Origin of the sequence: Chelatococcus reniformis (genome assembly GCF_014640075.1) — a bacterium.
Taxonomy (GTDB): Bacteria; Pseudomonadota; Alphaproteobacteria; order Rhizobiales; family Beijerinckiaceae; genus Camelimonas; species Camelimonas reniformis.
Genome location: NZ_BMGG01000016.1, coordinates 1 through 24086, shown reverse-complemented (window position 1 = coordinate 24086; position 24086 = coordinate 1). Strand labels below are relative to the sequence as shown.

The window sequence follows — 24086 nt, the reverse complement described above, 5'->3', positions numbered from 1 at the left end:
AGAACCTCAGGAAGCTCGCCAAACTCCTACCGAACGGGCCGCAGATCAGGCCCGCATGAGAGGGCCAGCCTCGATCGACCAAATCCGCCACGCGGCGGCTGCGCTCAAATGACCGACTTTTTCAACGGCATCGGTCAGGAGCAGCCGGAGGCCGTCGGTGGCTGATCGCTCGACGCTCCTGACCTATCCTCAGGAATCTCCTCTCTGACCCGCGGGCCCTTCGCGAGCCGGCGGCCGAGCGCTGCGACGAAGGCTTCGTAGCGCGCGCCGGCCTGAGCCCGCGCGGCCGCCTGCGCGGGCTCAGGCAAGGGCGGATTGGTCGTCAACCAGAAACGCACGAACACAGCCATCATCTCGATCGAGATGCCGAGGTCGCGTTCCAGGCGCGTCATGTGCCGATCGACCTGATCGAGGCGCTTGCTGGTCGCCGCTTCCTGGCGCTCGGCCGCGTCCGGGGAGAGGAACGAGGCGATGGCGGCTTCAGCCACCAGAGAGCGCGAGTGCTCGCGGCGGGCGGCATAGTCGGCCAGCGCTTTCATGATGTCCGGCTCGAGATAGACGGACAGGCGCCGCTTCTTGGGAGGCTTTGCCATCGTCGCCTCAGAGGTCCATGCCGTCGTTGGGATCGAGCGAGACTTGGCGAGCAACGCCCTGCATGGCCCGGTTCATGCGGCTCACGCGGACGCTGTCGTCCTCGGCGTCGTTGTCGAACTCGACGGCAAATTCGTTGTCGATCGGGACCGTCCGCTCAATGATAACCGTCCTGTTCAGTTCGGGCTGGTGGCGCCGCTCGGAGCCGGTCGGATCCTCGTCAGAAGCCACGCTGTCTCGCGCGGCTGGCTCGGCGTGCGAGCGAGGCGGAATCGGCAGGCAGCTCCAATCGTCGTCCTTAGCCTCGCCGAACCTCGTCAATGCAGGTGGCGGCAGGATGCGCTCCTGCAAGCGCGGGTCCTCGAAGTAGCGGGCCTTGCGCGCGCGGATCGGGGGGGTGCCCGCCGCCATGACGATCTCGTCCGCCGGAGGAAGTTGCATGATCTCGCCGGCCGTCAGGAGCGGTCGCGCCGTCTCCGAGCGCGAGACCATCAGGTGGCCGAGCCAAGGCGACAGGCGATGCCCAGCATAGTTCTTCATGGCCCGCATCTCGGTCGCGGTGCCGAGGGCGTCGCTGACGCGTTTGGCGGTCCGCTCGTCGTTGGTGGCGAAGCTGACGCGCACATGGCAATTGTCGAGGATCGAGTTGTTCGGCCCATAGGCCTTTTCGATCTGGTTCAAGGATTGGGCGATCAGAAAGCTCTTGAGGCCGTAGCCGGCCATGAAGGCCAGCGCACTCTCGAAGAAATCGAGCCGGCCGAGGGCCGGGAACTCGTCGAGCATGAGGAGCAGACGATGCCGGCGGCCGTCGGCGTTCAGATCCTCGGTCAGGCGGCGGCCGATCTGGTTGAGGATCAGGCGGATCAGCGGCTTGGTGCGAGCGATGTCAGAGGGCGGCACGACGAGATAGAGCGTCGTCGGCTGCGCCGCGCCGATCAGGTCGGCAATGCGCCAGTCGCAGCGGCGCGTGACGGTCGCCACGACAGGATCGCGGTAGAGGCCGAGAAACGACATGGCCGTCGACAGCACGCCCGACCGCTCGTTCTCGGATTTGTTCAGCAGCTCCCGCGCGGCGCTGGCGATGACCGAGTGAGGCCCGGCCCCGCCAAGGTGGGCTGTCCGCATCATGGCTTCGAGTGTCGCCTCGATCGGCCGCTTCGGGTCGGACAGGAAGGCCGCAACGCCCGCCAGGGTCTTGTCGGCCTCGGCATACAGCACATGAAGGATGGCCCCGACCAGGAGGGCGTGGCTGGTCTTCTCCCAGTGGTTCCGCCTGTCGAGGCTCCCTTCCGGGTCGACCAGGATGTCAGCGATGTTTTGGACGTCGCGGACCTCCCATTCGCCGCGGCGCACCTCGAGCAGCGGATTGTAGGCGGCCGAGGCCGTGTTGGTCGGATCGAACAGCAGCACGCGGCCATGCTGGGCGCGGAAGCCGGCGGTGAGCTGCCAGTTCTCGCCCTTGATGTCGTGGACGATGGCGGAGCCGGCCCAGGTCAGCAGCGAGGGCACGACCAAACCGACGCCCTTGCCCGAGCGGGTGGGCGCGAAGCACAGCACATGCTCGGGTCCATCGTGCCGAAGATAGTCGAGGCCGAGCTTGCCGAGCACGACACCGTCGGCGCCGAGCAAGCCGGCGGCCTTCACCTCCTCGGGCCGGGCCCAGCGGGCCGAGCCATAGGTCTCGACATTCTTGGCCTCTCGCGCCCGCCACACCGACATGGCGATAGCAGCGGCGATGGCAATGAAGCCACCTGACGCCGCGATGACCGCGCCTTCGAGGAAGACCGCTGGGGCATAGGCGTCGAAGGCGAACCACCACCAGAAGAAGGCAGGTGGATAGTGGACGGGCCAACCGAGCAGCTCGAACCACGGCCGTCCGAGCTGCGGCTGGAAGCCGAGCTCCCAAGCCGTCCATTGTGTCGCCGTCCAGCTCGCGACGAGCACGATCAGCAGGACGACGAGAACCTGCCCCCAGAGGATTTTGGTCGCGGGCAAGAGACAGCCTCCCTTGCGGAATGAGGTCGGTCGTGGACAGTGTCGGCGTCAAGCCTGCACGGAGGCACGGAGCGCGACGATCGCACCGTGGCGTAGGAAGACAGGGAACGGCGCAGGCCGGCCCGCGTGGCCACGCGCGGGCAACGGGGCTCAGAGCCCCAGTCCCCGCCTGCGGCCAAAGCTCCAGTCGACGCCACCGTCGCTGCGCGCCAGGCCGGAGACGTGCCGGCCGAGCTGCTGGTCGAGCGATGGCGACCAGGGCACGAGCTGGAAGCCCACGCCATCGTCGAGCATGGCGAAGCGGCCGGAGGCAAGTGCGAAACGCTGCCGATAGGTTCCGGCGACATATTCGCCGGCCGCAGCACGGTTGAATGGGCGTCCGTGCTCCGTCGCAAGCTTGCCGGCGAGCGCCTCCAGCTCGCGCCGGCGCAGTGTCTCGATCAGGTTGCGGCCAAAACTCACGCCCCGCCCGTGGCGCTCGGCGAGGCCCTGATTGATCAGGTGCTCGGCGCGTCGATCGAGGGCGTCGCCGACCTCGGCACCAAAGCCGCCGATGCCAAGCGCAGCGGGCTGACGGGCAATGGCCTGGCGGTCGAGCCAGGTGGCGCCGTCGGCCGTTACCTGTTGCTCGATAGAAAGGTCCGATCGGACGGCCAGCGCGGCGCGGCGGCGCCCCTGCGCATCGTCGAACTTGCGCAGCTCGACGATCGAACCGGGAGCGCCATCGCTGGCGGCGTCGAGATCCGGCAGCCTGACGTGGTGCGTGCGGCCGTCCACGCCGTCGACGACTGCATAGGCGCTTCCCCTCAGCTCGTCATCGAGGCCGCGATCGACCAGTCGGCCGATGACGGGTTGGTCCAGGCTCTCGCTTGCCAATACGTAGCTGGCGGCGCCCCGCTCGATGCCGCGCTCGGCGAGGCTACGGTGGATGCGCTTGATGATGTCGCCGCGTTCGCCGAGCTCGCGCAGAGTCGCCTGGGCGTTCTCGACCATCGACCACTGGCCGGGTCCGACCTGGTCGGCCAAGCCGAGCGCCTCCAGCTTGCGCAGGCGACCGACCTTCAGTGCATGGAACTCGTCGGGCTGCCGGTCCGCGTGCGGCGCCAGGTCGATCACGCTGGTGCGGTCGCTGTCGCGGACGAGCTGGCGATCGAGGTTGGTCCAGCGCTCGGCCTCGATCTGACGTTCCAGCGTGCGGCGGATGTCCTGATCCGTCCTCGGCCCGAGCTCCTGCGTGATCAGATCGCGCGCGCGGTCGCGCATGCCTTCCTTGATGTAGTCGCGCGCGATGACGAGGTTCTCGCCGTCGTCGCGGACGCCGCGGACGATCAGATGGATGTGGGGGTGCTCCGTATTCCAATGGTCCACGGCCACCCAGTCGAGCTTGCTACCGAGGTCCTTCTCCATCTGCCCGACCAACTCGCGGGTGAATGCCTTGAGATCGGTCATCTCGACGGCGTCGTCGGGCGAGACGATGAAGCGGAAATGATGCCGGTCATGCTCGCATCGCTCCGCGAACGCTCTTGGATCAGCGTCCTCCGGGCCGGGGCCGACCAGCCTGGCCTTCTCGCCGTCCCGGGTGACGCCCTCGCGGCGCAGATAGCCGAGATGGGTTTGGAGCGACGCGCTCCGTCCGCCGTGACGGACGACGCGCGCCTTGATCACGGCGCCGCGCGAGCGCGACGTGATGAGGCGGTTGGCCTGAATCGAGGCACGCTGGCCCCGGCCGAACCGCGAGCGCGCGCCGGAGCCAATCCCTCCTTTCCGGGAGACCGTCCAGCCGGCGCGTTGGGCTGCCGCCAGCGCCTGGGCGATGAAGGGCCTCGTGCGCTGCGCCTTCGGCGAGCGGATCCGGCCAGGCCGGATGCGGAACTCGTCCTCGCCACTCATGGCTTGGACCCCGCACATCGCGCGATGCCGCTGAGGACCTTATGAATTCGCCGAAGTCGCGGCCTTCGCATTTCCAGCGCACATCGCGAGTTCGCCCAAAAAATCCTTGAACCAACACGACCGACCGCCAGCGCACCTCGCGCCCCTTTATCCTGCCCTCCCCCGGTCGTGCGCTGATGGTCCCGTGTGCCCCGTCTCTTTGGCGCGCTGAAGCACGCTAAGCCGCGATCTCTGCCAGAACCGATCATTTTCGGCCTACGCGGTCAGGTCGACCGACGAACAGGTCGGCGGCTCGCGGTGTGACGGCAGAAAGCTGTCGTCCAGAAGCTGCTGCCGGATCGCCGGCAAGACGATCTACGGCCTGCGCAGGATTGGCCGACGGCATGCCTTCTGGTCGAGTAATGAATAGCGGTGCGTGCCGCCGCGCCAGCGGATCGGCCGCAGGGATTTTGGCAGGAGCGCCGACCTGATCGTCCCGCACCAGAGGCACGAGCATGGCAACATAGGCGCGCGTTTCGGGCGGCAGTGCCGCACCGCCGGCAAGGAAGGTTTCGTAGCGGCCGGGACCGGCGTTGTACGCTGCAAGGAAGCCCGGCGCGCCGTAGCGGTCGCGGAGCTCGCTCAGATAGGCGGTGCCCGCCAGGATGTTGTCACGGGGGGCAAACGGGTCGTTGCCGAGACGGTAGCGGTCCCGCAGTTCCGTCCACGTGCCGGGCATGAGCTGCATCAGGCCCATGGCGCCCTTCGGCGAGACGGCACGGACATCGTCGGCGCTCTCGGCGCGCATGACCGCCCGAATCCAGGCGGCCGGAACGCCGAACCGCCGCGAGGCCTCGGTGATATGAGCTGCATAGGGATCCTCGGAAGCGAGGCGCGGTATCGGCTCGCTTGCCGCCGGCAATGCGGCGATGCAGACGAAGCCGAACAACAAGCAGCGCACCGCGAGCCGATCAGCCCGCATCACGAGATTCCAGTCCATTGCTGGGGGGAGCAACACGCCGATCAGCGCGTCGGTGCGAACCACTCGAAGCGGTCAGCGTCTGCCGCGGCGGTCCACAGCGGCACCGCGCGGCCGATGATGGCGCTCGCCGAGATCGGCCCGAAATAACGCCCGTCGAGGCTGTCACGAACATCCCAGTTCATGAGGAAGAGCTCGCCGTCGGCGATGCGGCGACAGCCTTGCCAGACCGGCAAGCTGCGGCCGCGGCGGTCGCGCTCGAGCGCTTCGCCCATGGCAATCCCATCGACGGCAATGGTGCGATCGGTACGGCAAACCTCTTGCCCAGCGAGCGCCAGCACGCGCTTCATCAGCGCCACGCCGCGCGGCAGATATCCGCGTTCGGCCAGGAAGCCTGCAAGTGGTTCTGGCGCGTTGACGGCGACGAGATCGGGCACCTCGAGCTGCCGCGGCGGGCTGATGAGGTAGAGGCCGATCGGCGCACTGGCCGAGGCGTTCCAGATCAACTTCGGTGCGGTCGGGACGACTGAAAGGCCGCCCGTCACCAGTGCGGCGAAGGACGTCGTCATGACATAGCCGACGCGCATCACGGCTCGACCCTCAGGCGCTTCAAGTGTGCCCGATGTTGATCCTGCGTATACGCGCGCGGCTCGTGGCCGGCGGTCAGCCGGTTGTGGATGTGGCGCCAATGGTCGGGCGACACCTCTGTCGGATCGATGCCGAGCGCTTCAATCGCTTTGATCGCACGTAGCACGCACCCAACCTTGGGCAAGCCACTGAGCTTGAGCAGAATGTCGCCGCCGGGACGAACGAACGGCAGTGTCTGATAGGGCTCGCCCGGCGACACGGTGCGCACGATGTCGATGCGCGAGATCATCGTCCCGTAGTCGTTGGCGGCCCAGCGCACGAGCGCAAAGACACATCCGGGCCGGAACGAATGAAGGCTTCGGATTCGATCGAGGAAGCGGACGTCGCTCGACTGACCGAAGCGAATCCAGAACTCGATCCGCTTGGCGATCCACGTCAGTTCGACGCGGGTGAGGTGATCGGCGTGGCCGGCCGGCCGTTGGCCAGCGCCCGCGGGGCAAGCCGCGTGGTTGCTCATTGCGTGTCCTCGTCTGTCTTGGGGAACTCGCGCGCGAACAGCTCGCGCAGCATGTCGGCGACGGTCATGCCGCGGCTGAACGCCACGATCTTGATGCGGCCGCGGAGCTCGGGCGTGATGTCGATGGTCAGCCGCGCGGTGTAGGCGGCCGCATCATCGCTGCGTGCCGGTGGTGCCTCGGCCGCCTTGATCCAGCTGTCGGCATCGCCCGGCCGGGAGGCAAAGCCGCGTTTGGGAGGGCGCTCCGTCACCCAAACCTCCCGACCTCGGCGGCAAACCGGGTGATCTCGCGCGCGGCGGGACCGCGTTCATCGATCTCGGAAACGAGGCGGCCGGACTGCGCCGCATCGGCAAAGACGACGCGCTGTCCGATCCGGCTGGCCAGCACCGGCGGATCGTCCTCGGCGAGGCTCTCGGCCGTCTCGCGCGCAATGATGGTACGGGCGCCGCAGCGGTTGAGCGCAAAGCGCGCGGCGAGCTGTGGGCGGAAGATGCGCGCTTCACTGAGCAGCTTCAGCATCTCGCCCGAGGCCCAGCCGTCAAAGGGCGACGGCTGCACCGGGATCAGCGCCAAGTCCGCCGCCAGCAGCGCGGAGCGCATGAGGCCGGCAATGCGCGGCGGCCCATCGATGACGACGTGATCGGCGCCCCGCGCCAGCTCCGGCGCCTCGCGGTGGAGCGTATCGCGCGCCAGTCCGATGATCCCGAAAAGCCGAGGCGAGCCCTCCCGCGCCCGCTGTTCGGACCAGTCGAGGGCCGAGCCCTGCGGGTCGGCGTCGATGAGGGTGACGCGCAGGCCCTGACGCGCCCATTCGCCGGCGAGATGCAGCGCCAGGGTGGTCTTGCCGACGCCGCCCTTCTGGTTGAGGAACGCGACAATCATGACCGGTCTCCTGTCTTGCGATAGGAGAGCGGCTGTTTTGGATACATAGTATCCAGAGCCGTAGATGCAGCTTTACGGAAAGACGTAGCGGATCTACATTGTGCCGCGCTTGGTTCTTCAGCTGATTTGCAGCGTTGCTCGATCGCTGTTTCCACATCGCCGCGCGCCCAACAACAGTTAGATTCTCTGTTATGATTTAAGTTAGGGCTCGAAAAACGCGCGTCCGGCCAGAGACTTAGCTGCGGTCCGTGCGTGCGAAGTCCCGACGGCGTTGCGTGCGAAATCCCGATACCGCTTGCGTGCGAAGTCCCGAGCGTTTCCACAGGGTTATACACAGGGCCTGTGGATGGCTTTTCGGGGCGGACGCGCAGGATCTCACGCCTACCCACGCGCTCGATGTGCAGGCGGTAGCCCGGCAACGGCTGGCGCAGGGCGATGCGCCGCAGCTGAAGCGCAAAGTCGGAGACGCGGACAAGGCTGCCGGACTTTTTGTGAAGGTGGGAGATCTCGAAAGCCCAGCCGTGTGGCTGCCGGCCGGCATGCTTGCGCGCGACCCGGTAAAGCCAGCGCTCGATGCCACCGGTCAGCCGGAAGTAGGCCGGGTCGATGGCGAGCACGAGCGAGCGATCGATGACGCCGCGGTAGAACCAGTCGGGCAGGACGAGCTCCATGCCCTCGACGCGGCCATCCAGCCTGGTGCATTCCGCCCATTCGTTGATCCAGGAGAACTGGTGCCGCTGCCAGCGCTCGCCATTGCGGATGGTGGTGCGGATCACCGTCGCCTGCAGGCGCGTGAGCGCGCCTTTCAGAAGCCGGTAGTCGCGCGCGCCCGTCTCCCGGCCGATCGCGGTCAGCAACTGATAGGGCGTGAAGCGTAAGAACCGGGACGTTCTGAGCCCTAGATTCTCCGCCTCGACGATCTGGCTTCCCGCCCAGATCAGGACATCGGCATCCCAGATGGTGGCCATGCCGTGCTCGGGCACGGCGAAGACCTCGACCCGGACGCCCCCAGCCTCGTAGAGGATCGGCACGGTGCGCTTGGCCTTGGCGAGCGAGAAGAAGGGCCGTTCCATCAGGTCCCGTTGATCGCGGGGACGGGCCTCGCCCGTTGCAATAATGAAGGGATCGAGCTTGGCCCGTTCGCCGGGGCCGATGAGACGACGCCGCATGTCCGCGCGTCTCAGCGGCTGCCTCGGCCGGCGAGCGCCGCCGGCCGAGGCTCATGCCGCCTGGCGGGCAGCACCGAGCCGCCAGGATCGGAGGTCGAGGTGACGGCGCCGCGATTGGCCCAGGCCTGCAGGTCGTCGAGCGCGTAGACGACGCGGCCACCAAGCTTTCGGTAGGCCGGGCCGGTGCCATAGGTCCGGTGCTTCTCCAAAGTCCTCCCGGACAGGCCAAGAAAGCGGGCGGCTTCGGGGGTGCGGAGAAAGCGCGGCGGCAAGCCGGCCAGGGGATCGGGCATGAGAGGCCTCCGTGACGTTGGGGCGCGCGGTCGCAGAGGACGGCGCTTCGAGGGTCACGATGGCGGAGGGGCGCCGCGGAGGGGGATGCCGAAGATGCAGGGTCGCGTTTTCGATACCCCGCGAAGAGTGCGAAGCCCTAGCTAGCGGCGGCGCAGCGGGTAGCACAGCAGCTCGCGATAGCCGCCGCCCATTAGCCGCAGACCGAGCTGGACGAGGCGCACGGTGCGCTGGTGCAGATCGTGGGTCTTCCAACCGCGGCTCGGCAGCCGGTCGGCGCCGAACAGCATCTCGGCGATGGTGCGGTAGGTGGCACCATCCAGCCGGGCGTCGAGCGCCCTCAGTGCCAGCGCGAGGCGCTGCTCCCGCTGACGAGGCAGAGAGCGGAAGATCGGGCCTGGCGGGCGCCCGTCGAGGGCGCACCACAGACGGCGAGCCGCATGGACACGGATATCGAAGGCTTCGTCAAATGGCAGCGCAGCGGCATAGCGCATGCCGGCAACCGGCTTGTCGCGGAACAATGCGCGGTGCTCAACGCCGCCGAGACGCAGCAGCATGCAATGGCCGTCAGGCGTCCGCCGGATGTCGACGGGGAGCTCGGACCAGTTCATGGCACGGGAGTTAGCAGCAAGGGCGTCGTCAATCCGCGTCAGCGGGATGATCGCGGGAAGCGCATCGTAGCGCCAGAAGACCGGCTGCTCAGTCGACCGAATCCGTGGATCGGCGGCGAAAGTAGAGGCACCAGCGGCGCATGCGCTCGTTAGCGGACCGATCCTCGACGAAGGTCGTTTCGGACGCTCTCAGCGCATCTTCGACATATCGCGGATTACGGCGCAGATACTCGAAGGCGAAGCCGACGGTATCGAGCCCTTGAGCATGCTCATAGGTGGCGGCCGACCGCCAGTTCGTTCGCTCCAACGCGTGCCTCGAATCACCGAGAGGATGAGACGAGGATTGTTCGCAACCGGGCCGTGTTGAGGAGTCCGCCTGCGAGCAAACCGCGATGCCGACAGAAGATCGCTGGGTTTTGCGGGCGCGATGAACGCGTCCACCGGCTCAGTGGGGGGGACCGCCGCGCAGAAGATGCCGGTAACCTTGCTCGGTCATCCATTTGGCGCGAGCCAGGTGGCTCTCCCAGGCACGGCGGGCACGCCCGGGCTCAAGCGCCGGATCGATATGCAGGATGATTTTGGCGACCTCGGTCCAATCGGCCCTCTCCGCCTCCGCGTCGAGCAATCGCAGGTAGGTGACGGCATGCTCCATGTCGTAGCCGGTGAGCGTCTCGGCAGTCGGCGCCTCATCGGCGACGTCGGGATCTAGAGGCGGCTTGGGCATGGCTCGCTTGCGGTAGTGGGTATCTCTGGCATCGCCCTGACAAACGACGCAGAAGCGCCAGCGCAGCAGCTCGCTGGAGCCATCCGACAAAACCTCGGCTAACACGCCGCGTATTATAATGCGTAGCACCAAAATGCGCGATTGGCACTCATCCTGTGGATGGACATCCGCAGGGTCTTCGGAGCCAATTTGCGTCGGTATCGGATAGCGGCAGGCATCAGCCAAGAAGCCGTAGCCGAGCGCATGGGCGTTGATCGTGCGCACGTCAGCAGCATGGAGCGCGGCCAGCAGAATGTGACCTTGATCACCTTATGGCATGTCGCGTTAGCGGTGGGCGCACGACCGGCGGCTCTCTTGGATGAGGCGGTGAAATTAGACGAGGGCGAGACATCCTAACGCTTGTTCGACGACTTATAGCGGCAAAGCCCGCGCTTCCTCGACGTCAGGAACGCTCAGGTCGGTGGCGTGGGGTGGCCGCCTGCTAGCACACCACCGCGCAGCAGCGCGGGTAAAGGCAGTCGCAGGAGCGTGAGCATCGCGACGCCGTAGGCGGCACGCGGGATCGACTGCTCGCCCGAGACCGGTCAACAGGCCAGCCGCAGGAGGGTCAGCATCGCGACGGCGCTCTGGCGCCGGGACCCGGGACCGACGCCCCCCGGCGAGGGCGGCCGGATGTTTGCGCGGAGGATCGTAGCTCGGGAGGCTGCAACGCGATCACTGCTCGACAAGGCGAGTCGGTTGAGCTCATCGCAGGCCTCGGCGTCGTCACCGTGGGGAAGCCGCCGATGGTCAGAATGCGCCGATATGCATCGCCGAGACGCGGCTCGAGGCGCAAGTCAGCGGCTGACCGGCCAGGCGTGAGCGCATCATCTTTACCGGAGCGGCGAGGCATCATATATTGTTCTTCTACGGGAGAACGATTATGGCCGCCGCCCGCATCTACACGCCCGCCGAAGCCGCCGCCGTCAGCGGGGTGGCGGTGAAGGCGGTCCACAATGCCATCGACAAGAAGATCGTCGAGACGAGATCCGAGCGTCGCCCACACGGCGCGGCCCGGCGCGCGCTCACCTATGAGGGGCTGCTCCGCCTCAAGCTCTGGCATGGCGTCGGGTCTGCGTTGAGTGCCGACCGCCGCGAAAAACTGTTCGCGGCGATCACGGAGATGCCCAAGGCCAAGACGGTGCGAGCTGACGATCTGCTGATCGTTGATGTGGGAGCAGCGCGCAGGCAACTCGATGCGCGCATCCGCGCGCTCGACGAGGCGGAGGCCGCCATCCATCGCGACAAGGCGATTCTCGGCGGCGAACCGGTTTTTAAGGGAACCCGCGTTCCAGCGCGCGCGATTGCCGCGATGCTGGCGCAAGGGGCGCGCAAAGAGGAAATCCTCGAAGGCTATCCCGCGCTCACGCCGCGGATGCTGGAGCTGGCGGCGATCTGGGTCACCGCCCATCCGGCCCGCGGGCGGCCGAAGACGCTCGACGAGCAGGGATTGCGGCCGAAATCCACGCAGCGGCTGACGCTCAAGGGTGATCCGCGGTCGCGCCCGTCCGCATGAAATTCCTGATCGATGAGTGTCTGCACACATCGCTTGTTGAGGTTGCTCGGCAGCGCCGCCATCAGGCCAATCATGTGAACTGGCTAGGTCTCAGCGGCGCGACGGACTGGGATCTTATGCCGCGGATCGTGGCCGAGGATTTCACCTTCGTGACCAACAATGCACGCGACTTCCGCAAGCTCTATGCGAAGGAGGAGATTCACGCTGGCTTGGTGATCATCGTTCCGCAGGTGGCGCCATCGCGCCAGCGCGAGCTGTTCGACGCCGTGTTGGAGGCGATTGCGGCCGAGGAGACGCTGGTCAACGAGGTGATCGAGATCGTGGAAGAGGCTGGCGAGGCGATCCTGCGGAGATACACGCTTCCCCCGTGAAACGAGGCGCGCAGCCGAGGGGACGGCCCAGCGCCCTCCTCGGCTTGCGCCGAGGCGTACGAGGGGGCTCAAGCTCCCGTCTCCTCCTCGCGCCGCCGCCGCTCGGCTTTCGTGAGCAACTCCTCGATGCGCCGGAGCGCATCGGCGCGCTCCTTGCGGGTGAGGACGCAGCCCGAGAACCCGGCGCGCAGCTAGGCGATGTCGGCGTAGATGTCGATGAAGTTGGTCATGGGAGCCTCTGTCCCTGGAGAGAGGGAGCCCCGCCCGGGGTGTCCGTGCGGGGTGCTGCTGCAGGAGCCTCAGTCGACGCTGCGGCGTCCGTTGGGGCGGGACCAGATGAGGTTGTAGGTGTCGCCGTCCTCGTCCTCGAAGAGGTTGGCGTAGATCGGGCCCGTGAACGAGGGATCGTCGAGCTTCAGACCCAGGTAGTCGCGGCCTTCGTTGGAGCGCTTGGCCCAGGCTGCACCGATATCGACGCGCCCCACGAAGACCCGGTGGCTAGGGGAGTTCTCGCCGGACCGGTTGGTCTCGGGGACGATGCGGACGTTCTTGGCCTGGAGCGAAAGGGTGACGATCTCGCCGGTGAACTCGTCGTTGCCGGTCTTCTTGAAGGTGCCGATGGTCGCCATGATGGTTTCCTTGGTCTCTGTCCCGAGCCCGCACCGTGCGGCCTCGATGGCGATCAAAGGGCCGGAGGCGACCGACGCCGCACCCGTTTGCGGGCCGCAGCGTCAGCGGAGGATGGCAGCCAGGCGACTTTCTTGTTTCGCGAGGAATGCGCCAAGGGCGCAGGGGAAGAAAGTCGATCGGCGCCATTGCGGCATAGGCGGTCAAGGCGTCAGCCGGTCTTCGGCCAGATCAGCCCATCAAAGAGGCCGCTTCGGTGTGCTCGGACCGACGGAGAGCAGGGAGAACGTGGCGACAGAGAGCAACCGCCTGAGACCAAAACGATGCTCGCGGCTTCACCGCTCACCCGGCTTCCCGACTGAGCCGGCTGTCGCTCCCCGACGTTTGCCCCGCGGGCGCGATATCGACGCAGGCCCACCACTCGTCCGGCCGAGCGATCGACGCGGCCTGTCCGCCAGCGCTGCCATGGCACGACCTTGTGTGACCGGCCAAAGTCTCGCATCCGAGGTCGACGGCAGCACTATCCGCCCCTGCAGCGAGAGCGGTCTGGCTTAAGCTTCGCTGGTCACGCCACACCGGCGGAGACGTGCATCAGGCCCGTGAGACGTTCCGCCCGGCGGGTCCGGGCGCAGCCAATCCCATCGTCGTGACCTGTGCGAACGCCACGACGCCAATCGCAATCGCGCCGATCACGGACAAGACGAGCTGCCACGTCTCGGACGGCACGGCGTGCTTCACGACGCCATGGGTCGCGTAAAAGCCTGCGATTGCAGCCGGTGTGACGAAGGCGATCGCGATTAGGAGCTTCAGCCAGAGTGGCCGCGCGAAGGCAAGCAGCAGCTGTCCGATGATCAAGATCGCGCCGGCCCCGACGAAGCCGATGATCAGGGCGCCGAGCCAGCCGGCACCGCTGGTATGGGCCCAACCGGCAGCCGTGAAGCCTATCAAGAAGGGCAACGCGAACACCGCCAGTGCGAACAACAGCCAGCACATGGCGCCAATGGCGGCGAGCGTGACGAGGATAGCAAGGATGATCATGGGTGGTGATCCCATAAGAGAGGGCTGGGCAATTGTGCCTTCCACCACCACCACGACGCGCGGCATCATAGCTGGGAACGGGATGCTCCGGAAACGGAAATCCAGCGAAGGTCATCGTGCCGCAAATATAGCGGCTTCGGGCGGACACCGGTCACTATCGGCCAGCGAGGGCGCCTGCTCGACTGTTTCTTCATAAGGAAGGCTTGCTATGGAATACTCAGTCCGGTACGCACGCCACGAAGATGCCGCCGGCATCAGCCGTGTCATCATCGACGCCCTTCGGACGACGAATGCCAAGGACTATTCCGAGGCGATCATCAGGCGCGTGGAACAGAGCTTTTCTCCCGCTGCCGTGCTCGACCTAATGGAACGTCGGATTGTGTTCGTTGCCGTCATGGGCGAGGCCATCATCGGTACGGCGAGCCTCGATGGCAGCGTTGTGCGGACCATGTTCATCGAGCCCGAGTACCAAGGTCGCGGCGTTGGGCGTAACCTCATGGCCCGGGTCGAGCACTTGGCAATCGAGAACGGCGTTGCGGTCCTGGCGGTGCCTTCGTCGGTGACAGCCGAGCCCTTCTACGCCAAGCTCGGCTTCCGTGCCGTCCGTGACAGCTACCACGGCGAGGAGCGCACGATCGTGATGGAACGGCCGCTCCCGGATGCTCGATAAGCGGCCGTGGGTCGGAAGCGGTCGGTGGCCCGACCGTTGAGGGAGAGGAGCGCCGATGGGCTGGTTCAGCAGGAACAGGCGGGCAGCCTGGCCTGACTATTCGGTAGTCACCTCGCGCGAGGAGGCCGTGCGTCTCGCCGAGACGAACGAGCTGGTTCCGATGCTCCTGTTGCCAGAAATGTTCGGCGGCGACACGAATCCGGCGAACGTGGTGTTCGTGCCTCCCTTGCCGCCGAGCTGAAGCAGCGAACCGACGAGAACGTCATTCGACCGCTGGCCGCGGGTGGGAAGGTGACCCGCTATGAAGCCAGGCCGAGCTACGCGGGGAAAAGCTTCGTGCCGGTCGCCGTGACGGTGCGCGCCTACGACCCGGCGAGTTCACCGAGACAATTCGGATCTGGGGAGATGGCTTGCCCAAGTAGGCGAATCCACTGCATCCGCTCGGGTGGGAAACGGTCAATCCCAACCTTGCGAAACTCAGCGAGCTTATTGCAAAAGGTGTCACAGGTTCAGAGAATTTGCGACAAGGTCCGAGCGATGCGAATGTACCTATCATCATTTGATGTTGGAAGCGCATCCTCTGAGCTGGTTCGACTTGCACCGGCTGGCCGGGTCGCGTTGATCATGAACGCGCTCGACAACCGACCTGAGGACCGTGAGAGGTGGCGGGTGGGTCAATTGCGGAAGCTTGAAGCGTTGGGGCTGACCGTTCGCGACTTGGACCTTCAAGATTTCTTTGGAGCGCCGAACCGGCTCCGGGAAGCGCTGCGCGAGCACGACATGGTCTGGATCAATGGAGGCAACGCCTTCATCCTCCGTCGTGCGATGAAATTGAGCGGTATGGATGCACAAATCATCGACCTCTTGGAACGGGATGAGATCGTCTACGCGGGTTTCAGCGCTGCTGCCGTGATTATCTCGCAGAGCTTGCGCGGATTGGAAGCTGTCGATGATCCCCACGATGTTCCAGATGGCTATCCGGCGGAGATCGAATGGAACGGGCTTGGCATCCTGCCTTTTGCGATCGTGGTCCACTACAAATCGAACCACTCCGAATCGGCCGCGGTGGAGAAGGAAATCGAGCACTATGAGCGATTGAACATTCCGTACAGAACTTTGCGGGATGGTGAGGTCTTCGTCGTGCGCGGCGGATTGGGCAGCATCGAGAAGGTCGGTTGATTCACCTGGCCACCGCAATTCCGATCTGGTCGGTGCCGCCGATGATAAATGCGCAAGGCATGTCCGAGAGGCTCGCTATTGCTGCGATGATATCAACGCCTAAGAGTGGGATGGCCTTTCGATGGGAAGACGGCAGCGCTCAGGCGCCGCCGAACCTCCAGACTGGGATGCCGAGCTTCTTCGCCTTGTCGGCGAGGTTTTGCTGGATACCGGTGCCGGGGAAAACCATGACCCCGATCGGCAGCAGCGCGAGCATCTGGTCGTTGCGCTTGAAGGGGGCGGCACGGCCCTTCGTCCAGTCGGGGGCGAAGCCGATCTGCGGCACGTTGCGGTGATCGGCCCAGCGGGAGGCAATCTTCTCGGCGCCCTTCGGCGACTTGCCGTGCAGCAGCACCATGTCCGGGTGTTTGGCGTGGACCTTGTCGAGCGCGTCCCAGATCAGCCGGTGGTCGTTGAAGTCGAGCCCACCGGTGAAGGCGACCTTCGGTCCGGGTGGCAGGAGCACCTCCTGCTCGGCGCGCTTCTTGGCCATCAGAAAGTCGCGACTGTCGATCATCGCCGCGGTCATAGTTTGGTGGTTGACCATCGACCCTTTACGCGGCCGCCAGGGTGATCCGGTATGCCGCTCATAGTGCTCGGCGGCTTGGTCACGCATCAATTCCCAAGCGTCACGGCGTTCGATCAGCGTCTGCCCTTCGGCGGTGAGGCGTTCCAGCTCGACGGATTTGACCTCGCTGCCGTCCTGTTCCTGCTGCGCGCGCCGCTGCGCCTGCTCGTTATCGTCGAGTTCGCGCTCGATCCGGCCGGTGGCGCGATGGAAGAGGTTGACCGTCGACCAGAGGAGGTCATCGAGGTCGGGCTCAAGGCGGGTGTCGCCAAGGGTGACGATGAGGGCGTCGAAGATATCTGCGATCGCGCCCGCTACCGCACCGCCGTCGGGCAGCGGCCTGGGGTCGAGCTCGTCGGCGAAGGGGCGGTAGCCATAGAGCTGGAGTTCGGTGAGGAGCTTGTCAGTCGGGGAAGAGGCATGGTCCGGTTCGGCGTCGTCGTGCTCGCTCATGGGATGCTCCGTCGGGTTGGACCGCGACCATCGCGGCCTTCATGGCGACGAAGCCGTCGGCCGGGCAGGACCTGCACCCGCGGCGAAGCGGAGGGCCGGAGCGCCAGCGGAGATGGAGCAGGCCGGCGATTTTGCTTCGCGCTGCAAAGGCCCGAAGGGCCGGCGGAAAATCGTCGGCCGCAGCCATTGCCGGTCCGGCCCGGCTGGCGGCCGATCGCCCTCTCGAAGGCCGAGGCGCGGTCCTCTTCAGCGGTTGGTGCATCGGAGCGATCGCCGTCGACCGAGGATCGTCTCGCCCTCCCCGTCCGGCTATGCCGCCAGATCCAGGAAGCGACCGACATCCCGCGGGGTGAGCTGGACACGCGCGCCTGCCCTGAGCGCGTCGATGCCGAGCATGCGGATATCCTCGTTGAAGTCACCGAGCCTGGGTGACAGCACGATGGCCTCGATCCCAGCCGCCTGCGCCCGTTCGACCAGGGTGTTCCGCGCCCAATCACCAGCCGGATCGTTGTCGCGCACGATGTAGAGCCGACGCAGCATGTCGGGGAACAGGATGGCGGCGAGGTGCGCGGCCGAGAGCGCTGCCGCCATCGCCATGTCGGCCAGGACGCATCGCAGCGAGAGCACGGTCTCGATACCCTCGCCGGCCGCCATCACCTCACCCGGCACACCGAAACGGACGGCATGGCCGAGAAGGTCTCCCATGGCCCGCCGTGGTGTATCGATGGGCGCCTTGCCAAGCGTGGTCTCGCTGAAGCCGCGCGGATCGAGCCAGGTCCGCAGCGCGCCGGTGAACTTGCCGTCGAGATCGGTGACAGCAGCGATCATCGCCGGCCAGGTCTCGGTGGGCGAATGCTCGTCGGGCCGATAGTAGCAGCGCGCATGAAAGCGCAGGCTTCCGGTTCCGTGCAAAGCCGTAATGCCGCGGTCACGCAGATACGCTTCTACGAGAGTGCCCAAAAACGGCTGCGCCATGCCGAAAAGCCGCCGCGCCGCCGCAGTCGACCCGCTCGGCGCGGGAGAGATACTCCGCTTCGATATGGCGGTGTCGGGCGCGGGATGCGGGAGGGCGAGGAAGCGTCGTGCCTCCTCGGCGACATCGCGAAAGTCGATGAAACCGCAGCTCTCGCGGATCACGTCGAGCAGATCTCCATATTCGCCGGTCGCGGCATCGGTCCAATGCCCGGCGGCACCGGGACCGGATTCCGGCCCGGTGAGCCGGACGAACATCGACCGGCCGGGCGTGTTGCGAACGTCGCCCACCGTCCAGTAGCGGCCTTGGCGCCGCCCGTTACACAGGTAATGTCGGCACACCGCCTCGGCATCACGGGCGAGACGGCGCGCCAGTTCGGAGGCATCTTCCCTCATCGCGCGCTCCAAGACGAAAAAAGGCCCGCCGTTGCCGGCGGGCCGAGTCGATCGATCCTGCTTCAGGGCTACTCTGCCGCGACGGTGTGCGGCTCGTCGGCGACCTGCTCATCCTCGGCCACGGGGTCGGTTTCGACCACAGCCGTTTGGCAGCCGTCGGCCGCCGTCTGCACGCCCGTCGCTTCGGGAGCAACGGCTGCCTGCTGTTCGCCAGCCGCAGAAGCAGCCGATCGTACCCGCCCCGGCGTGCGCAGCGGCTCGGGCAACCAGCGCGAGCCGGCGAGCAGCGCTTCGGCCTTCTCGGCCATGTCGGTCTTCTTCAGGTGCTCGATCGAGCGCGCCGCCGGCTCGCCCCTCGCCTCCCGCACCGCGCCGAGAATGCGGGCCTTGGTCACGCGACCGAGATAGGTCTGAACCGTTGGCACCCAGCCGGCCTCTGCCATGTCGAGATCGAGCACCTCGGCCAAGCGGTCCGCATGCGCCATCGCCTGTGGCCTGCGATTGTAGGGTTCTGCCATCGCGTTGACCGACAGCGAGACGCAATGCGCGAACAGCGCCTGACGGCTGTCGACATCGAATGCCGTCAACGCGTCCCAAAGCGCCGCGGGTTCCTTCGGCAGCGTCCCGATCCAGGCCTGATGGCGCCGCGTGCAGCGGGCGGCGAGCGTGGTGTCGTTCAGCCCCGGCGCCTGAACGCCAAGACCTGCGCTCTTCAAGTCGAGTTCTAGGCAGGAGCCCACCGAGTAGGGATAGAAGGCCTTGAGGCAAAACGCGTGCAGCGTCGCCAGGAAGGCCACGTCCGGCTGTTCGCCGAGGGCGTGCCGCAGCACCAGCGTGCGATGGGCCGTGAGCTCGGTCACCAGCCGATCGGGGATGGGCTTGAGACCATCATCCTCGTCCGGCTCCGGCGCGTTGGTGGGCTTCGCCTGCACGAGGTTTGCGCCCACCTCCACTGGCACAGCGACAGCTTGCTGGGCATCGTGCTCCGCCTCGGCCGCAACTGGTGCCTCGTCCTCAGGTCGAACGTAGCCACGCTCGACGCGAAGCACGCCGACGCTGTCGATGCTGACGAAGGCGCCTGCGCGGACGATCTCCGCCGGATCAAAGCTGACGGGCCGATCGTCGAAGGCGGCGAGTGCTGTCTCGATTTCGGCCAGGCGCTGATCGGCCTCCTCGGTCAGTTCGTCCGACCCTGCGTGGGCCTTCTCGAGCCGGTCGTATTCGGTCTGGAGCGAGAGGCGCGTGGCGAGCTCCCCGATCGACAGCGGCTCGGCCTCCCCGCGGAGCTGTCTCAGGCCGTAGCTGTGTCCGTAGGGGAAGTCGGGCGCGACCTCGACCCACTTCCAGCCTTCGGCGCGGATTGCAGCCGCCTCTGACGCGAGCTTTTCGGCGACGAGGCCATCGACCAAAGCGACGTCTTGTAGCCAGCCGCCGTCATCGCCCTGGAACAGATCATGCAGGACGGCACCGCCGGCGGCCTCGTAGGCCTCCAGCCCGATGAACTGGGCGCGCTTGTCAGCCATTCTCACCGCGCCCTCGGTCAGCATGCGGCGGATGACATAGGGCTCCTTGGCGTACGACGTTGACAGGCGCTCGAGAACCTGCTCTTGGCGGGCATGGTCGCTGTTGATGGTGAAGGCCATCAGCTGGTCGAGCGTGAGATTGTCGTCTGCGTAGGCTTCCAGCAGCCGCGGTGACACCGATGCGAGCCGCAGGCGCTGGTGCACGACGGCGACCGAGACGAAGAAGGAGGCGGCGATCTCCTCTTCGGACTGGCCCTTCTCGCGCAAGGCGAGGAACGCGCGAAACTGGTCGAGCGGGTGTAGCGGGGCGCGCTGAATGTTCTCGGCAAGCGAGTCCTCTTCTGCCAAGCCATCCTCGTGCACGACGCAAGGGATTAAGGCGGTCCTGGTGAGCCGCTTCTGCTTCACCAGGAGTTCGAGCGCCCGATACCGGCGCCCGCCGGCAGGGACTTCGAACATGCCCGTCTCCTGGCCATCGGCATCGCGGGTCGGCCGGACGGTCAGGCTCTGGAGCAAGGTGCGCTGCGAAATGTCCTCGGCCAGCTCCTCGATCGAGACGCCCGCCTTGATACGCCGGACATTGGACTGGGACAGGACGAGCTTGTTGAAGGGGATATCGCGCGAGGCGCTCAGGATGATCTTGGCAACCGCAGCCATCTCAAATTCTCCGCGACGGGCGCCGAGAGCCTCTCTCTCAGCTTGCCACCCGCCGCGAAGATCGGCGCAGCCCTCTTCCTCTCTCCCGGCCGTAAAGCCGCAGACACGGAGACTCGGATGTGCGGATCTCCGGCTCAGCGGATCCGCGGCTATACGATTGCCCTTGGGCCACCCGCTGCCGCGGCGTCGGACGCCCCGGCATCGGGCAGGAAACTCAAGATGAAGTCCGCTGCCTTCGATGCCGCGCTCGCGGCGCGGACGATGGCGCGATTGTCCTCGCGCAGCACGTCGAACCAGGAGGCGATATAGTCGGCGTGGCGGACGGTCGGCACGATGCCGAGCGAGGCGCAGCAGAAGGCCGCGCTGATCTCGGCGATGAGCTCCTCGAAGGCGTAGGCCTTCGTGCCGTAGGAGCCTGAGAGATCGCGGTTCAGCCGGGTGGGATGGCCCGTGGCGTGGCCCAGCTCGTGCAGGGCCGTGCGATGCCAGTTGATGGGCTCGAAATAGGCCTTAGGCGGCGGAACCTGCACATAGTCGTGCGCCGGTACATAGAAGGCGCGGTCGCCGCCGATGTGGAAGGCGATCCCTGTCGCCTTGATCAGCGCCTCGACCTTGGGCTCGATCAGGTCCGGCAGCGGCGGCGGCGAGAGGGCCGCGACGTCCTCGGGCAGGTTTTCGCACTGGGCCGCGTTGAAGGCCGTGAACCGCTTGAGGAACGGGATCGTGGCAGCGTCCTCGCCGGTCTCGCGGGCGTGGCGCTTCTCGTCCTCCGGCGTGAAGCGGTCGGCGTAGACGACGGTGGTGCCACGCTCGCCTTTGCGGACATGGCCGCCGAGCGACAGCGCCTGGCGAAAGGTCAGCCAGCTCTGGCCGGGGAAACCGTGCTCGATCACGGCGCCCCACAGAATCAGGACATTGATCCCCGAATAGCGCCGGCCGGTGGCGGCGTTCCTCGGCATGGCGAGCGACGCTTTGGCCGTCGCGGTTCCCCACGGCTGGACCCAGGGCACCCGGCCGGCCTTGAGCTCGGCGATGATCTTGCTGGTGATGTCGTCATAGAGGCTCGCTCGGTCGGAGCCGGGGCACGTACGGCGATCGTGTCTGGACATCGCGGTTCTCCGCGACGGGCGCCGGGAGCCTCTCTCCCAACCCAGCCCGTCGCAGCAAATCCAGTCCGCACTTTCACTCTCTCAGGGGTGTTGCGGGGCGCTCGCTGTAGAAGGGGGTGTGCCGGCGACCGTGGCGCCAGCCCGGGGGAAGGCCTTCCCCCGGCAAGTCGCAAATCCGCCGAAACGTGGATCTGAATTTCTGTGTGTAAGGGATGTCTACACCGAAGCGGTGCGCGTACCGTGAAGCTGCCCGCTGACAGCGGCTAGAGAAGCTCCGCCTCCGGGCCGGGCAGATCGAGCAGGCCATGCGCTGGCCGCGTCGCATCACGGCTTTTTGGCGATCATCGTATGGCGCGAGGTCGTCGTTCGCCGGGATCGTCAGGATGGCGTAGGCTCCGGCCGGTCATGTGACGCCGGTCGCCAGATGTCTGCGAAATAGAACCAGTCGCCGTCGGCGATCGAAAAGCTATAGCGCTTCCCCTCGCGCCGATGGCGGAATTCGCAGGCCGGCACGAAACAGCGTGGCTGGGAAGCGCGCGCCCCTCGGTGGGATAGCCGTGAACGCCTGCTGTTGCGCGTGATAAAGTTGGGGCGATGAGCAAGCAGGCGTTCGCGGCTATCGCGGGTGGACGGGCAAATGCCCCCGCTCGCACTCCACGGCTGTCGGCCGGTCGAGATCGCATCAAGCGTTCCCGCCCGCGTCCTGCTGTGATGTTGTGCGCGAGCGGGCAATAGTTGGATGCGTCTGCCACAGCGGGGCAGACGCCACGCGACTACGTCCAGCCGAGCCGCTGGATGCCGCTTCCCGACCCCCCCATGCCCGAGTACAAGCCATGACAGACGCAAGGCAAATCGAACCCGCCATCATCTGTCACAACGATGACGACACCATTTCATAGGAATTCAAACCACCCTTGCAAGAGCAGCCTCGGATGATGACTGAAGAGATTGACTTCGAGCTGCGAGGAAAGCCGATCCGCGAGGGTCATAGCATTGCTCACGAAGGCCACAAGAAAGGCGGGGACTGACGCAGCATTCGACGTTGAGCGCAGCGAGTACTGGGTTAGTATCAGCGTGAGGTGGGAACCTCCCACGACGGAGAAGGAAATTGCGACCGAGCTCGACGACAAGGAGAGGCGACCCCAAAGCTGTGAGGATGCCGAACGGCACGCCGACTTGAGCTCTACGAAGAACTCAAGAGGGAGTTCGAGCAGCGACATACCCGCTAGTGCGAGGAGGCTTCCCCGGCCGGCAGCACTGTACACACGCTCGCTTACCCGGAGGTTGAGCTTGAGCAGCTGGTGGACGCGATCATCGTTTGGGAGAAGCGGGACGGGTCAATCTTGCGCGAGCTATCCAGCCGCACCAGCGGGTTCGTTAACCACCACCGAGTCATGCTTCAGGCATGGCCGCACCCCCCCGCAAGCCTCGCACCCAAAAGCGCGCCGCCCCGGCGGCAGAGACGGCGCGCAGCCAGGCCGCGGCGCCGCGCAAGCGAGACAAAAGCCAGCCGGCCCCTGTCGAAAAGCCACTCCCAGAGTGGATTGCCCCTTGCATCCCGTCGGATGCGAGACAGCCCGCGAGCGGTGCCGGTTGGCTCCATGAGATAAAATGGGACGGATATCGTGTCGGTTGTTACTTAAAGGATGGACGTGCGACGATCCGCAATCGTCGCGGCGACGACTGGACCGCTCGCTTTCCGGCCATTGCCTTCGCGCTCGCCAGCTTGGCCGTGCACAACGCCGTGATCGACGGAGAGGTCGTCGTCCTCGACAGCAGCGGGATATCGCAATTCGGGCTGTTGGATGAAGACCTCGGTTGGGGAAAGGGGAAGGCGGCACGAGACGCGATTCTCATCGCGTTCGACCTATTGTTTCTCGATGGCAATGATCTCAGGACCTGGACTTGCGAGGGGCGGCGCGGCGCCCTGACCGCCATTCTGCCCGCGACATCGGATCGAATTCGAATGTCCGAGGAGATCACAGGCGATTTCCATCGCATCTGGCGCTCAGCATGTTCGAGCGGCCTGGAGGGGATTATCTCAAAACGCCGAGAGGCTCCTTATAAATCGGGCCGGAATCGCACGTGGGTGAAGACGAAATGTAGTCAGTCCGACACGTTCGTCGTCGTGGGCTATATGCTTTCGCCTGGGACAAGGCGACTGGGCGGTTTGGCGCTCGCGGAGGAGCGCGACGGCCATCTCGTCCCGATCGACTGCGCGATTTCCGGCTTGTCGCTCGCGGCCGCAGCGCTCAAGCGACGCCTTGACCCCCTCATCATGGAGAAGCCGGCCGTAACAGGCCTCAAAACCAGCGCCGTGATCTGGACGCGACCCGAAGTCCGCGTCGAGATCGAGCACCGGGGCAAGACGCGCGGCGGCAGCCTGCGCGCGCCGGTGTTCAAGGGCGTCAGGGCTGACGGCTAATCAGCGGCGAGCACAGCCGCCGGCGGGTCCTGCTTATCTGTGGCAGGGGCTGGCCACCTATGCCGCCCGCCTCGACGAAAGCTCGGGGAGCCGAGCCCCGCGAGCACCGCCAGATATCGATCGCTCACGGTTGGAAAGCAGAAAGCCCCGGTAGCCTTGCGGTGCCGGGGCCAGTCATAGCTCATACCAAATCCCGTGAGGCGTGGCTCGGCGGGGATTCCCGCGGCGGCAAACATGTGAATCATGGGTGGCGAACGGAGTGATTCGCCATGCCGATCGCGCTGAGA

At 66.1% G+C, this 24086-nt stretch carries 26 protein-coding genes and 1 pseudogene; 7 read left to right on the top strand and 20 right to left on the bottom strand.

Annotated elements, in window-relative coordinates:
* Nucleotides 1-134: 134 nt before the first annotated feature.
* From IEW34_RS29710 to IEW34_RS29655, 13 genes are all read right to left on the bottom strand, one after another.
* A complete protein-coding gene (locus IEW34_RS29710) occupies nucleotides 135-593 on the bottom strand; it encodes a CopG family transcriptional regulator (RefSeq protein WP_188612877.1) in 459 nt (152 codons plus the stop codon).
* 7 nt (nucleotides 594-600) lie between these two features.
* Entirely contained in the window at nucleotides 601-2586 is a 1986-nt protein-coding gene (locus IEW34_RS29705) for a conjugal transfer protein TraG (protein WP_188612876.1), read from the bottom strand.
* Nucleotides 2587-2736: 150 nt separating this feature from the next.
* On the bottom strand, nucleotides 2737-4476 hold the full coding sequence (locus tag IEW34_RS29700; protein ID WP_188612875.1) for a relaxase/mobilization nuclease domain-containing protein: 1740 nt from the start codon (nucleotides 4474-4476) through the stop codon (nucleotides 2737-2739).
* A 244-nt stretch (nucleotides 4477-4720) separates the two neighbouring features.
* Nucleotides 4721-5500: a lytic transglycosylase domain-containing protein gene (locus IEW34_RS29695; protein ID WP_244642313.1), complete on the bottom strand. Its 780-nt coding sequence runs from the start codon at nucleotides 5498-5500 to the stop codon at nucleotides 4721-4723.
* Nucleotides 5479-6024 (bottom strand): S26 family signal peptidase, encoded by a 546-nt coding sequence (locus IEW34_RS29690; protein WP_188612874.1) that lies wholly within the window; start codon nucleotides 6022-6024, stop codon nucleotides 5479-5481. The genes IEW34_RS29695 and IEW34_RS29690 overlap by 22 nt, the downstream gene beginning before the upstream one ends.
* Entirely contained in the window at nucleotides 6021-6539 is a 519-nt protein-coding gene (locus tag IEW34_RS29685; protein ID WP_188612873.1) for a DUF2840 domain-containing protein, read from the bottom strand. Before IEW34_RS29685 ends, IEW34_RS29690 begins: the two co-directional genes overlap by 4 nt.
* A complete protein-coding gene (locus IEW34_RS29680) occupies nucleotides 6536-6790 on the bottom strand; it encodes a hypothetical protein (RefSeq protein ID WP_188612872.1) in 255 nt (84 codons plus the stop codon). The genes IEW34_RS29685 and IEW34_RS29680 overlap by 4 nt, the downstream gene beginning before the upstream one ends.
* Entirely contained in the window at nucleotides 6787-7422 is a 636-nt protein-coding gene (gene parA, locus IEW34_RS29675; protein ID WP_188612871.1) for a ParA family partition ATPase, read from the bottom strand. The genes IEW34_RS29680 and parA overlap by 4 nt, the downstream gene beginning before the upstream one ends.
* The gene (locus IEW34_RS29670; protein ID WP_188612870.1) at nucleotides 7419-8591 is read right to left on the bottom strand and encodes a replication initiator protein A; all 1173 of its coding nucleotides are present in this window, start codon (nucleotides 8589-8591) and stop codon (nucleotides 7419-7421) included. Before IEW34_RS29670 ends, parA begins: the two co-directional genes overlap by 4 nt.
* Nucleotides 8592-8602: 11 nt before the next feature.
* Nucleotides 8603-8884, bottom strand: a complete 282-nt coding sequence (locus tag IEW34_RS29665) for a helix-turn-helix transcriptional regulator (protein WP_188612869.1) — start codon at nucleotides 8882-8884, stop codon at nucleotides 8603-8605.
* Between the two features lie 141 nt (nucleotides 8885-9025).
* Nucleotides 9026-9493, bottom strand: a complete 468-nt coding sequence (locus tag IEW34_RS29660) for a DUF2285 domain-containing protein (RefSeq protein WP_244642312.1) — start codon at nucleotides 9491-9493, stop codon at nucleotides 9026-9028.
* 88 nt (nucleotides 9494-9581) lie between these two features.
* Nucleotides 9582-9800 (bottom strand): transcriptional regulator domain-containing protein, encoded by a 219-nt coding sequence (locus IEW34_RS30855; RefSeq protein ID WP_244642311.1) that lies wholly within the window; start codon nucleotides 9798-9800, stop codon nucleotides 9582-9584.
* A 138-nt stretch (nucleotides 9801-9938) separates the two neighbouring features.
* Nucleotides 9939-10217 (bottom strand): DNA -binding domain-containing protein, encoded by a 279-nt coding sequence (locus IEW34_RS29655; RefSeq protein WP_188612881.1) that lies wholly within the window; start codon nucleotides 10215-10217, stop codon nucleotides 9939-9941.
* Between the two features lie 159 nt (nucleotides 10218-10376).
* Here IEW34_RS29655 and IEW34_RS29650 point away from each other — a divergent pair, with 159 nt between their 5' ends.
* The 3 genes from IEW34_RS29650 (at nucleotide 10377) to IEW34_RS29640 (ending at nucleotide 12143) form a co-directional block, all read left to right on the top strand.
* Nucleotides 10377-10613: a helix-turn-helix domain-containing protein gene (locus IEW34_RS29650; RefSeq protein WP_188612880.1), complete on the top strand. Its 237-nt coding sequence runs from the start codon at nucleotides 10377-10379 to the stop codon at nucleotides 10611-10613.
* Nucleotides 10614-11136: 523 nt separating this feature from the next.
* Entirely contained in the window at nucleotides 11137-11772 is a 636-nt protein-coding gene (locus IEW34_RS29645; protein ID WP_188612879.1) for a DUF433 domain-containing protein, read from the top strand.
* Entirely contained in the window at nucleotides 11769-12143 is a 375-nt protein-coding gene (locus IEW34_RS29640) for a DUF5615 family PIN-like protein (RefSeq protein WP_188612868.1), read from the top strand. Before IEW34_RS29645 ends, IEW34_RS29640 begins: the two co-directional genes overlap by 4 nt.
* A 299-nt stretch (nucleotides 12144-12442) precedes the next feature.
* Here IEW34_RS29640 and IEW34_RS29635 read toward each other — a convergent pair whose 3' ends face one another.
* Both IEW34_RS29635 and IEW34_RS29630 read right to left on the bottom strand, forming a co-directional pair.
* Nucleotides 12443-12772 (bottom strand): DUF736 domain-containing protein, encoded by a 330-nt coding sequence (locus tag IEW34_RS29635; protein ID WP_188612867.1) that lies wholly within the window; start codon nucleotides 12770-12772, stop codon nucleotides 12443-12445.
* A 589-nt stretch (nucleotides 12773-13361) separates the two neighbouring features.
* A complete protein-coding gene (locus IEW34_RS29630) occupies nucleotides 13362-13877 on the bottom strand; it encodes a hypothetical protein (RefSeq protein WP_444542168.1) in 516 nt (171 codons plus the stop codon).
* Between the two features lie 139 nt (nucleotides 13878-14016).
* On the opposite strand from IEW34_RS29630, the gene IEW34_RS29625 reads away from it, so the two are divergent.
* From IEW34_RS29625 to IEW34_RS29615, 3 genes are all read left to right on the top strand, one after another.
* Complete coding sequence (locus IEW34_RS29625) at nucleotides 14017-14478, top strand: GNAT family N-acetyltransferase (protein WP_188612866.1); 462 nt, start codon at nucleotides 14017-14019, stop codon at nucleotides 14476-14478.
* Nucleotides 14479-14533: 55 nt separating this feature from the next.
* On the top strand, nucleotides 14534-14719 hold the full coding sequence (locus tag IEW34_RS29620) for a hypothetical protein (RefSeq protein ID WP_188612865.1): 186 nt from the start codon (nucleotides 14534-14536) through the stop codon (nucleotides 14717-14719).
* Nucleotides 14720-15102: 383 nt separating this feature from the next.
* A complete protein-coding gene (locus IEW34_RS29615) occupies nucleotides 15103-15657 on the top strand; it encodes a Type 1 glutamine amidotransferase-like domain-containing protein (RefSeq protein WP_210324626.1) in 555 nt (184 codons plus the stop codon).
* Between the two features lie 139 nt (nucleotides 15658-15796).
* Here IEW34_RS29615 and IEW34_RS29610 read toward each other — a convergent pair whose 3' ends face one another.
* The 5 genes and pseudogenes from IEW34_RS29610 to IEW34_RS30850 all read right to left on the bottom strand — a co-directional run.
* Complete coding sequence (locus IEW34_RS29610; protein WP_188612863.1) at nucleotides 15797-16717, bottom strand: DUF2493 domain-containing protein; 921 nt, start codon at nucleotides 16715-16717, stop codon at nucleotides 15797-15799.
* Between the two features lie 309 nt (nucleotides 16718-17026).
* The gene (locus tag IEW34_RS29605) at nucleotides 17027-18085 is read right to left on the bottom strand and encodes a DUF7146 domain-containing protein (protein ID WP_188612862.1); all 1059 of its coding nucleotides are present in this window, start codon (nucleotides 18083-18085) and stop codon (nucleotides 17027-17029) included.
* A gap of 68 nt (nucleotides 18086-18153) precedes the next feature.
* Complete coding sequence (locus tag IEW34_RS29600) at nucleotides 18154-20265, bottom strand: ParB/RepB/Spo0J family partition protein (RefSeq protein ID WP_188612861.1); 2112 nt, start codon at nucleotides 20263-20265, stop codon at nucleotides 18154-18156.
* Between the two features lie 149 nt (nucleotides 20266-20414).
* Nucleotides 20415-21374, bottom strand: coding sequence for an ArdC family protein (locus IEW34_RS29595; RefSeq protein WP_188612860.1), 960 nt, complete (start codon nucleotides 21372-21374; stop codon nucleotides 20415-20417).
* A gap of 301 nt (nucleotides 21375-21675) precedes the next feature.
* Nucleotides 21676-21922, bottom strand: a pseudogene (locus IEW34_RS30850) (SOS response-associated peptidase family protein); the annotation flags it as partial.
* A gap of 857 nt (nucleotides 21923-22779) precedes the next feature.
* Here IEW34_RS30850 and ligD point away from each other — a divergent pair.
* The gene (gene ligD, locus IEW34_RS29590) at nucleotides 22780-23799 is read left to right on the top strand and encodes a non-homologous end-joining DNA ligase (protein ID WP_188612859.1); all 1020 of its coding nucleotides are present in this window, start codon (nucleotides 22780-22782) and stop codon (nucleotides 23797-23799) included.
* Nucleotides 23800-24086 lie beyond the last annotated feature (287 nt).

What these genes read in the sequence shown, in the direction of transcription:
- IEW34_RS29600 (WP_188612861.1), bottom strand. Translation starts at nt 20,265, where the DNA reads ATGGCTGCGGTTGCCAAGATCATCCTGAGCGCCTCGCGCGATATCCCC.
- IEW34_RS29610 (WP_188612863.1), bottom strand. Translation starts at nt 16,717, where the DNA reads ATGAGCGAGCACGACGACGCCGAACCGGACCATGCCTCTTCCCCGACT.
- IEW34_RS29670 (WP_188612870.1), bottom strand. Translation starts at nt 8,591, where the DNA reads ATGCGGCGTCGTCTCATCGGCCCCGGCGAACGGGCCAAGCTCGATCCC.
- IEW34_RS29655 (WP_188612881.1), bottom strand. Translation starts at nt 10,217, where the DNA reads ATGCCCAAGCCGCCTCTAGATCCCGACGTCGCCGATGAGGCGCCGACT.
- IEW34_RS29640 (WP_188612868.1), top strand. Translation starts at nt 11,769, where the DNA reads ATGAAATTCCTGATCGATGAGTGTCTGCACACATCGCTTGTTGAGGTT.
- ligD (WP_188612859.1), top strand. Translation starts at nt 22,780, where the DNA reads ATGGCCGCACCCCCCCGCAAGCCTCGCACCCAAAAGCGCGCCGCCCCG.
- IEW34_RS29685 (WP_188612873.1), bottom strand. Translation starts at nt 6,539, where the DNA reads ATGAGCAACCACGCGGCTTGCCCCGCGGGCGCTGGCCAACGGCCGGCC.
- IEW34_RS29620 (WP_188612865.1), top strand. Translation starts at nt 14,534, where the DNA reads ATGGGCTGGTTCAGCAGGAACAGGCGGGCAGCCTGGCCTGACTATTCG.
- IEW34_RS29650 (WP_188612880.1), top strand. Translation starts at nt 10,377, where the DNA reads ATGGACATCCGCAGGGTCTTCGGAGCCAATTTGCGTCGGTATCGGATA.
- parA (WP_188612871.1), bottom strand. Translation starts at nt 7,422, where the DNA reads ATGATTGTCGCGTTCCTCAACCAGAAGGGCGGCGTCGGCAAGACCACC.
- IEW34_RS29615 (WP_210324626.1), top strand. Translation starts at nt 15,103, where the DNA reads ATGAACGCGCTCGACAACCGACCTGAGGACCGTGAGAGGTGGCGGGTG.
- IEW34_RS29665 (WP_188612869.1), bottom strand. Translation starts at nt 8,884, where the DNA reads ATGCCCGATCCCCTGGCCGGCTTGCCGCCGCGCTTTCTCCGCACCCCC.
- IEW34_RS29630 (WP_444542168.1), bottom strand. Translation starts at nt 13,877, where the DNA reads ATGATGCCGCGCGTCGTGGTGGTGGTGGAAGGCACAATTGCCCAGCCC.
- IEW34_RS29635 (WP_188612867.1), bottom strand. Translation starts at nt 12,772, where the DNA reads ATGGCGACCATCGGCACCTTCAAGAAGACCGGCAACGACGAGTTCACC.
- IEW34_RS29605 (WP_188612862.1), bottom strand. Translation starts at nt 18,085, where the DNA reads ATGAGGGAAGATGCCTCCGAACTGGCGCGCCGTCTCGCCCGTGATGCC.
- IEW34_RS29625 (WP_188612866.1), top strand. Translation starts at nt 14,017, where the DNA reads ATGGAATACTCAGTCCGGTACGCACGCCACGAAGATGCCGCCGGCATC.
- IEW34_RS29710 (WP_188612877.1), bottom strand. Translation starts at nt 593, where the DNA reads ATGGCAAAGCCTCCCAAGAAGCGGCGCCTGTCCGTCTATCTCGAGCCG.
- IEW34_RS29700 (WP_188612875.1), bottom strand. Translation starts at nt 4,476, where the DNA reads ATGAGTGGCGAGGACGAGTTCCGCATCCGGCCTGGCCGGATCCGCTCG.
- IEW34_RS29660 (WP_244642312.1), bottom strand. Translation starts at nt 9,493, where the DNA reads ATGAACTGGTCCGAGCTCCCCGTCGACATCCGGCGGACGCCTGACGGC.
- IEW34_RS29595 (WP_188612860.1), bottom strand. Translation starts at nt 21,374, where the DNA reads ATGTCCAGACACGATCGCCGTACGTGCCCCGGCTCCGACCGAGCGAGC.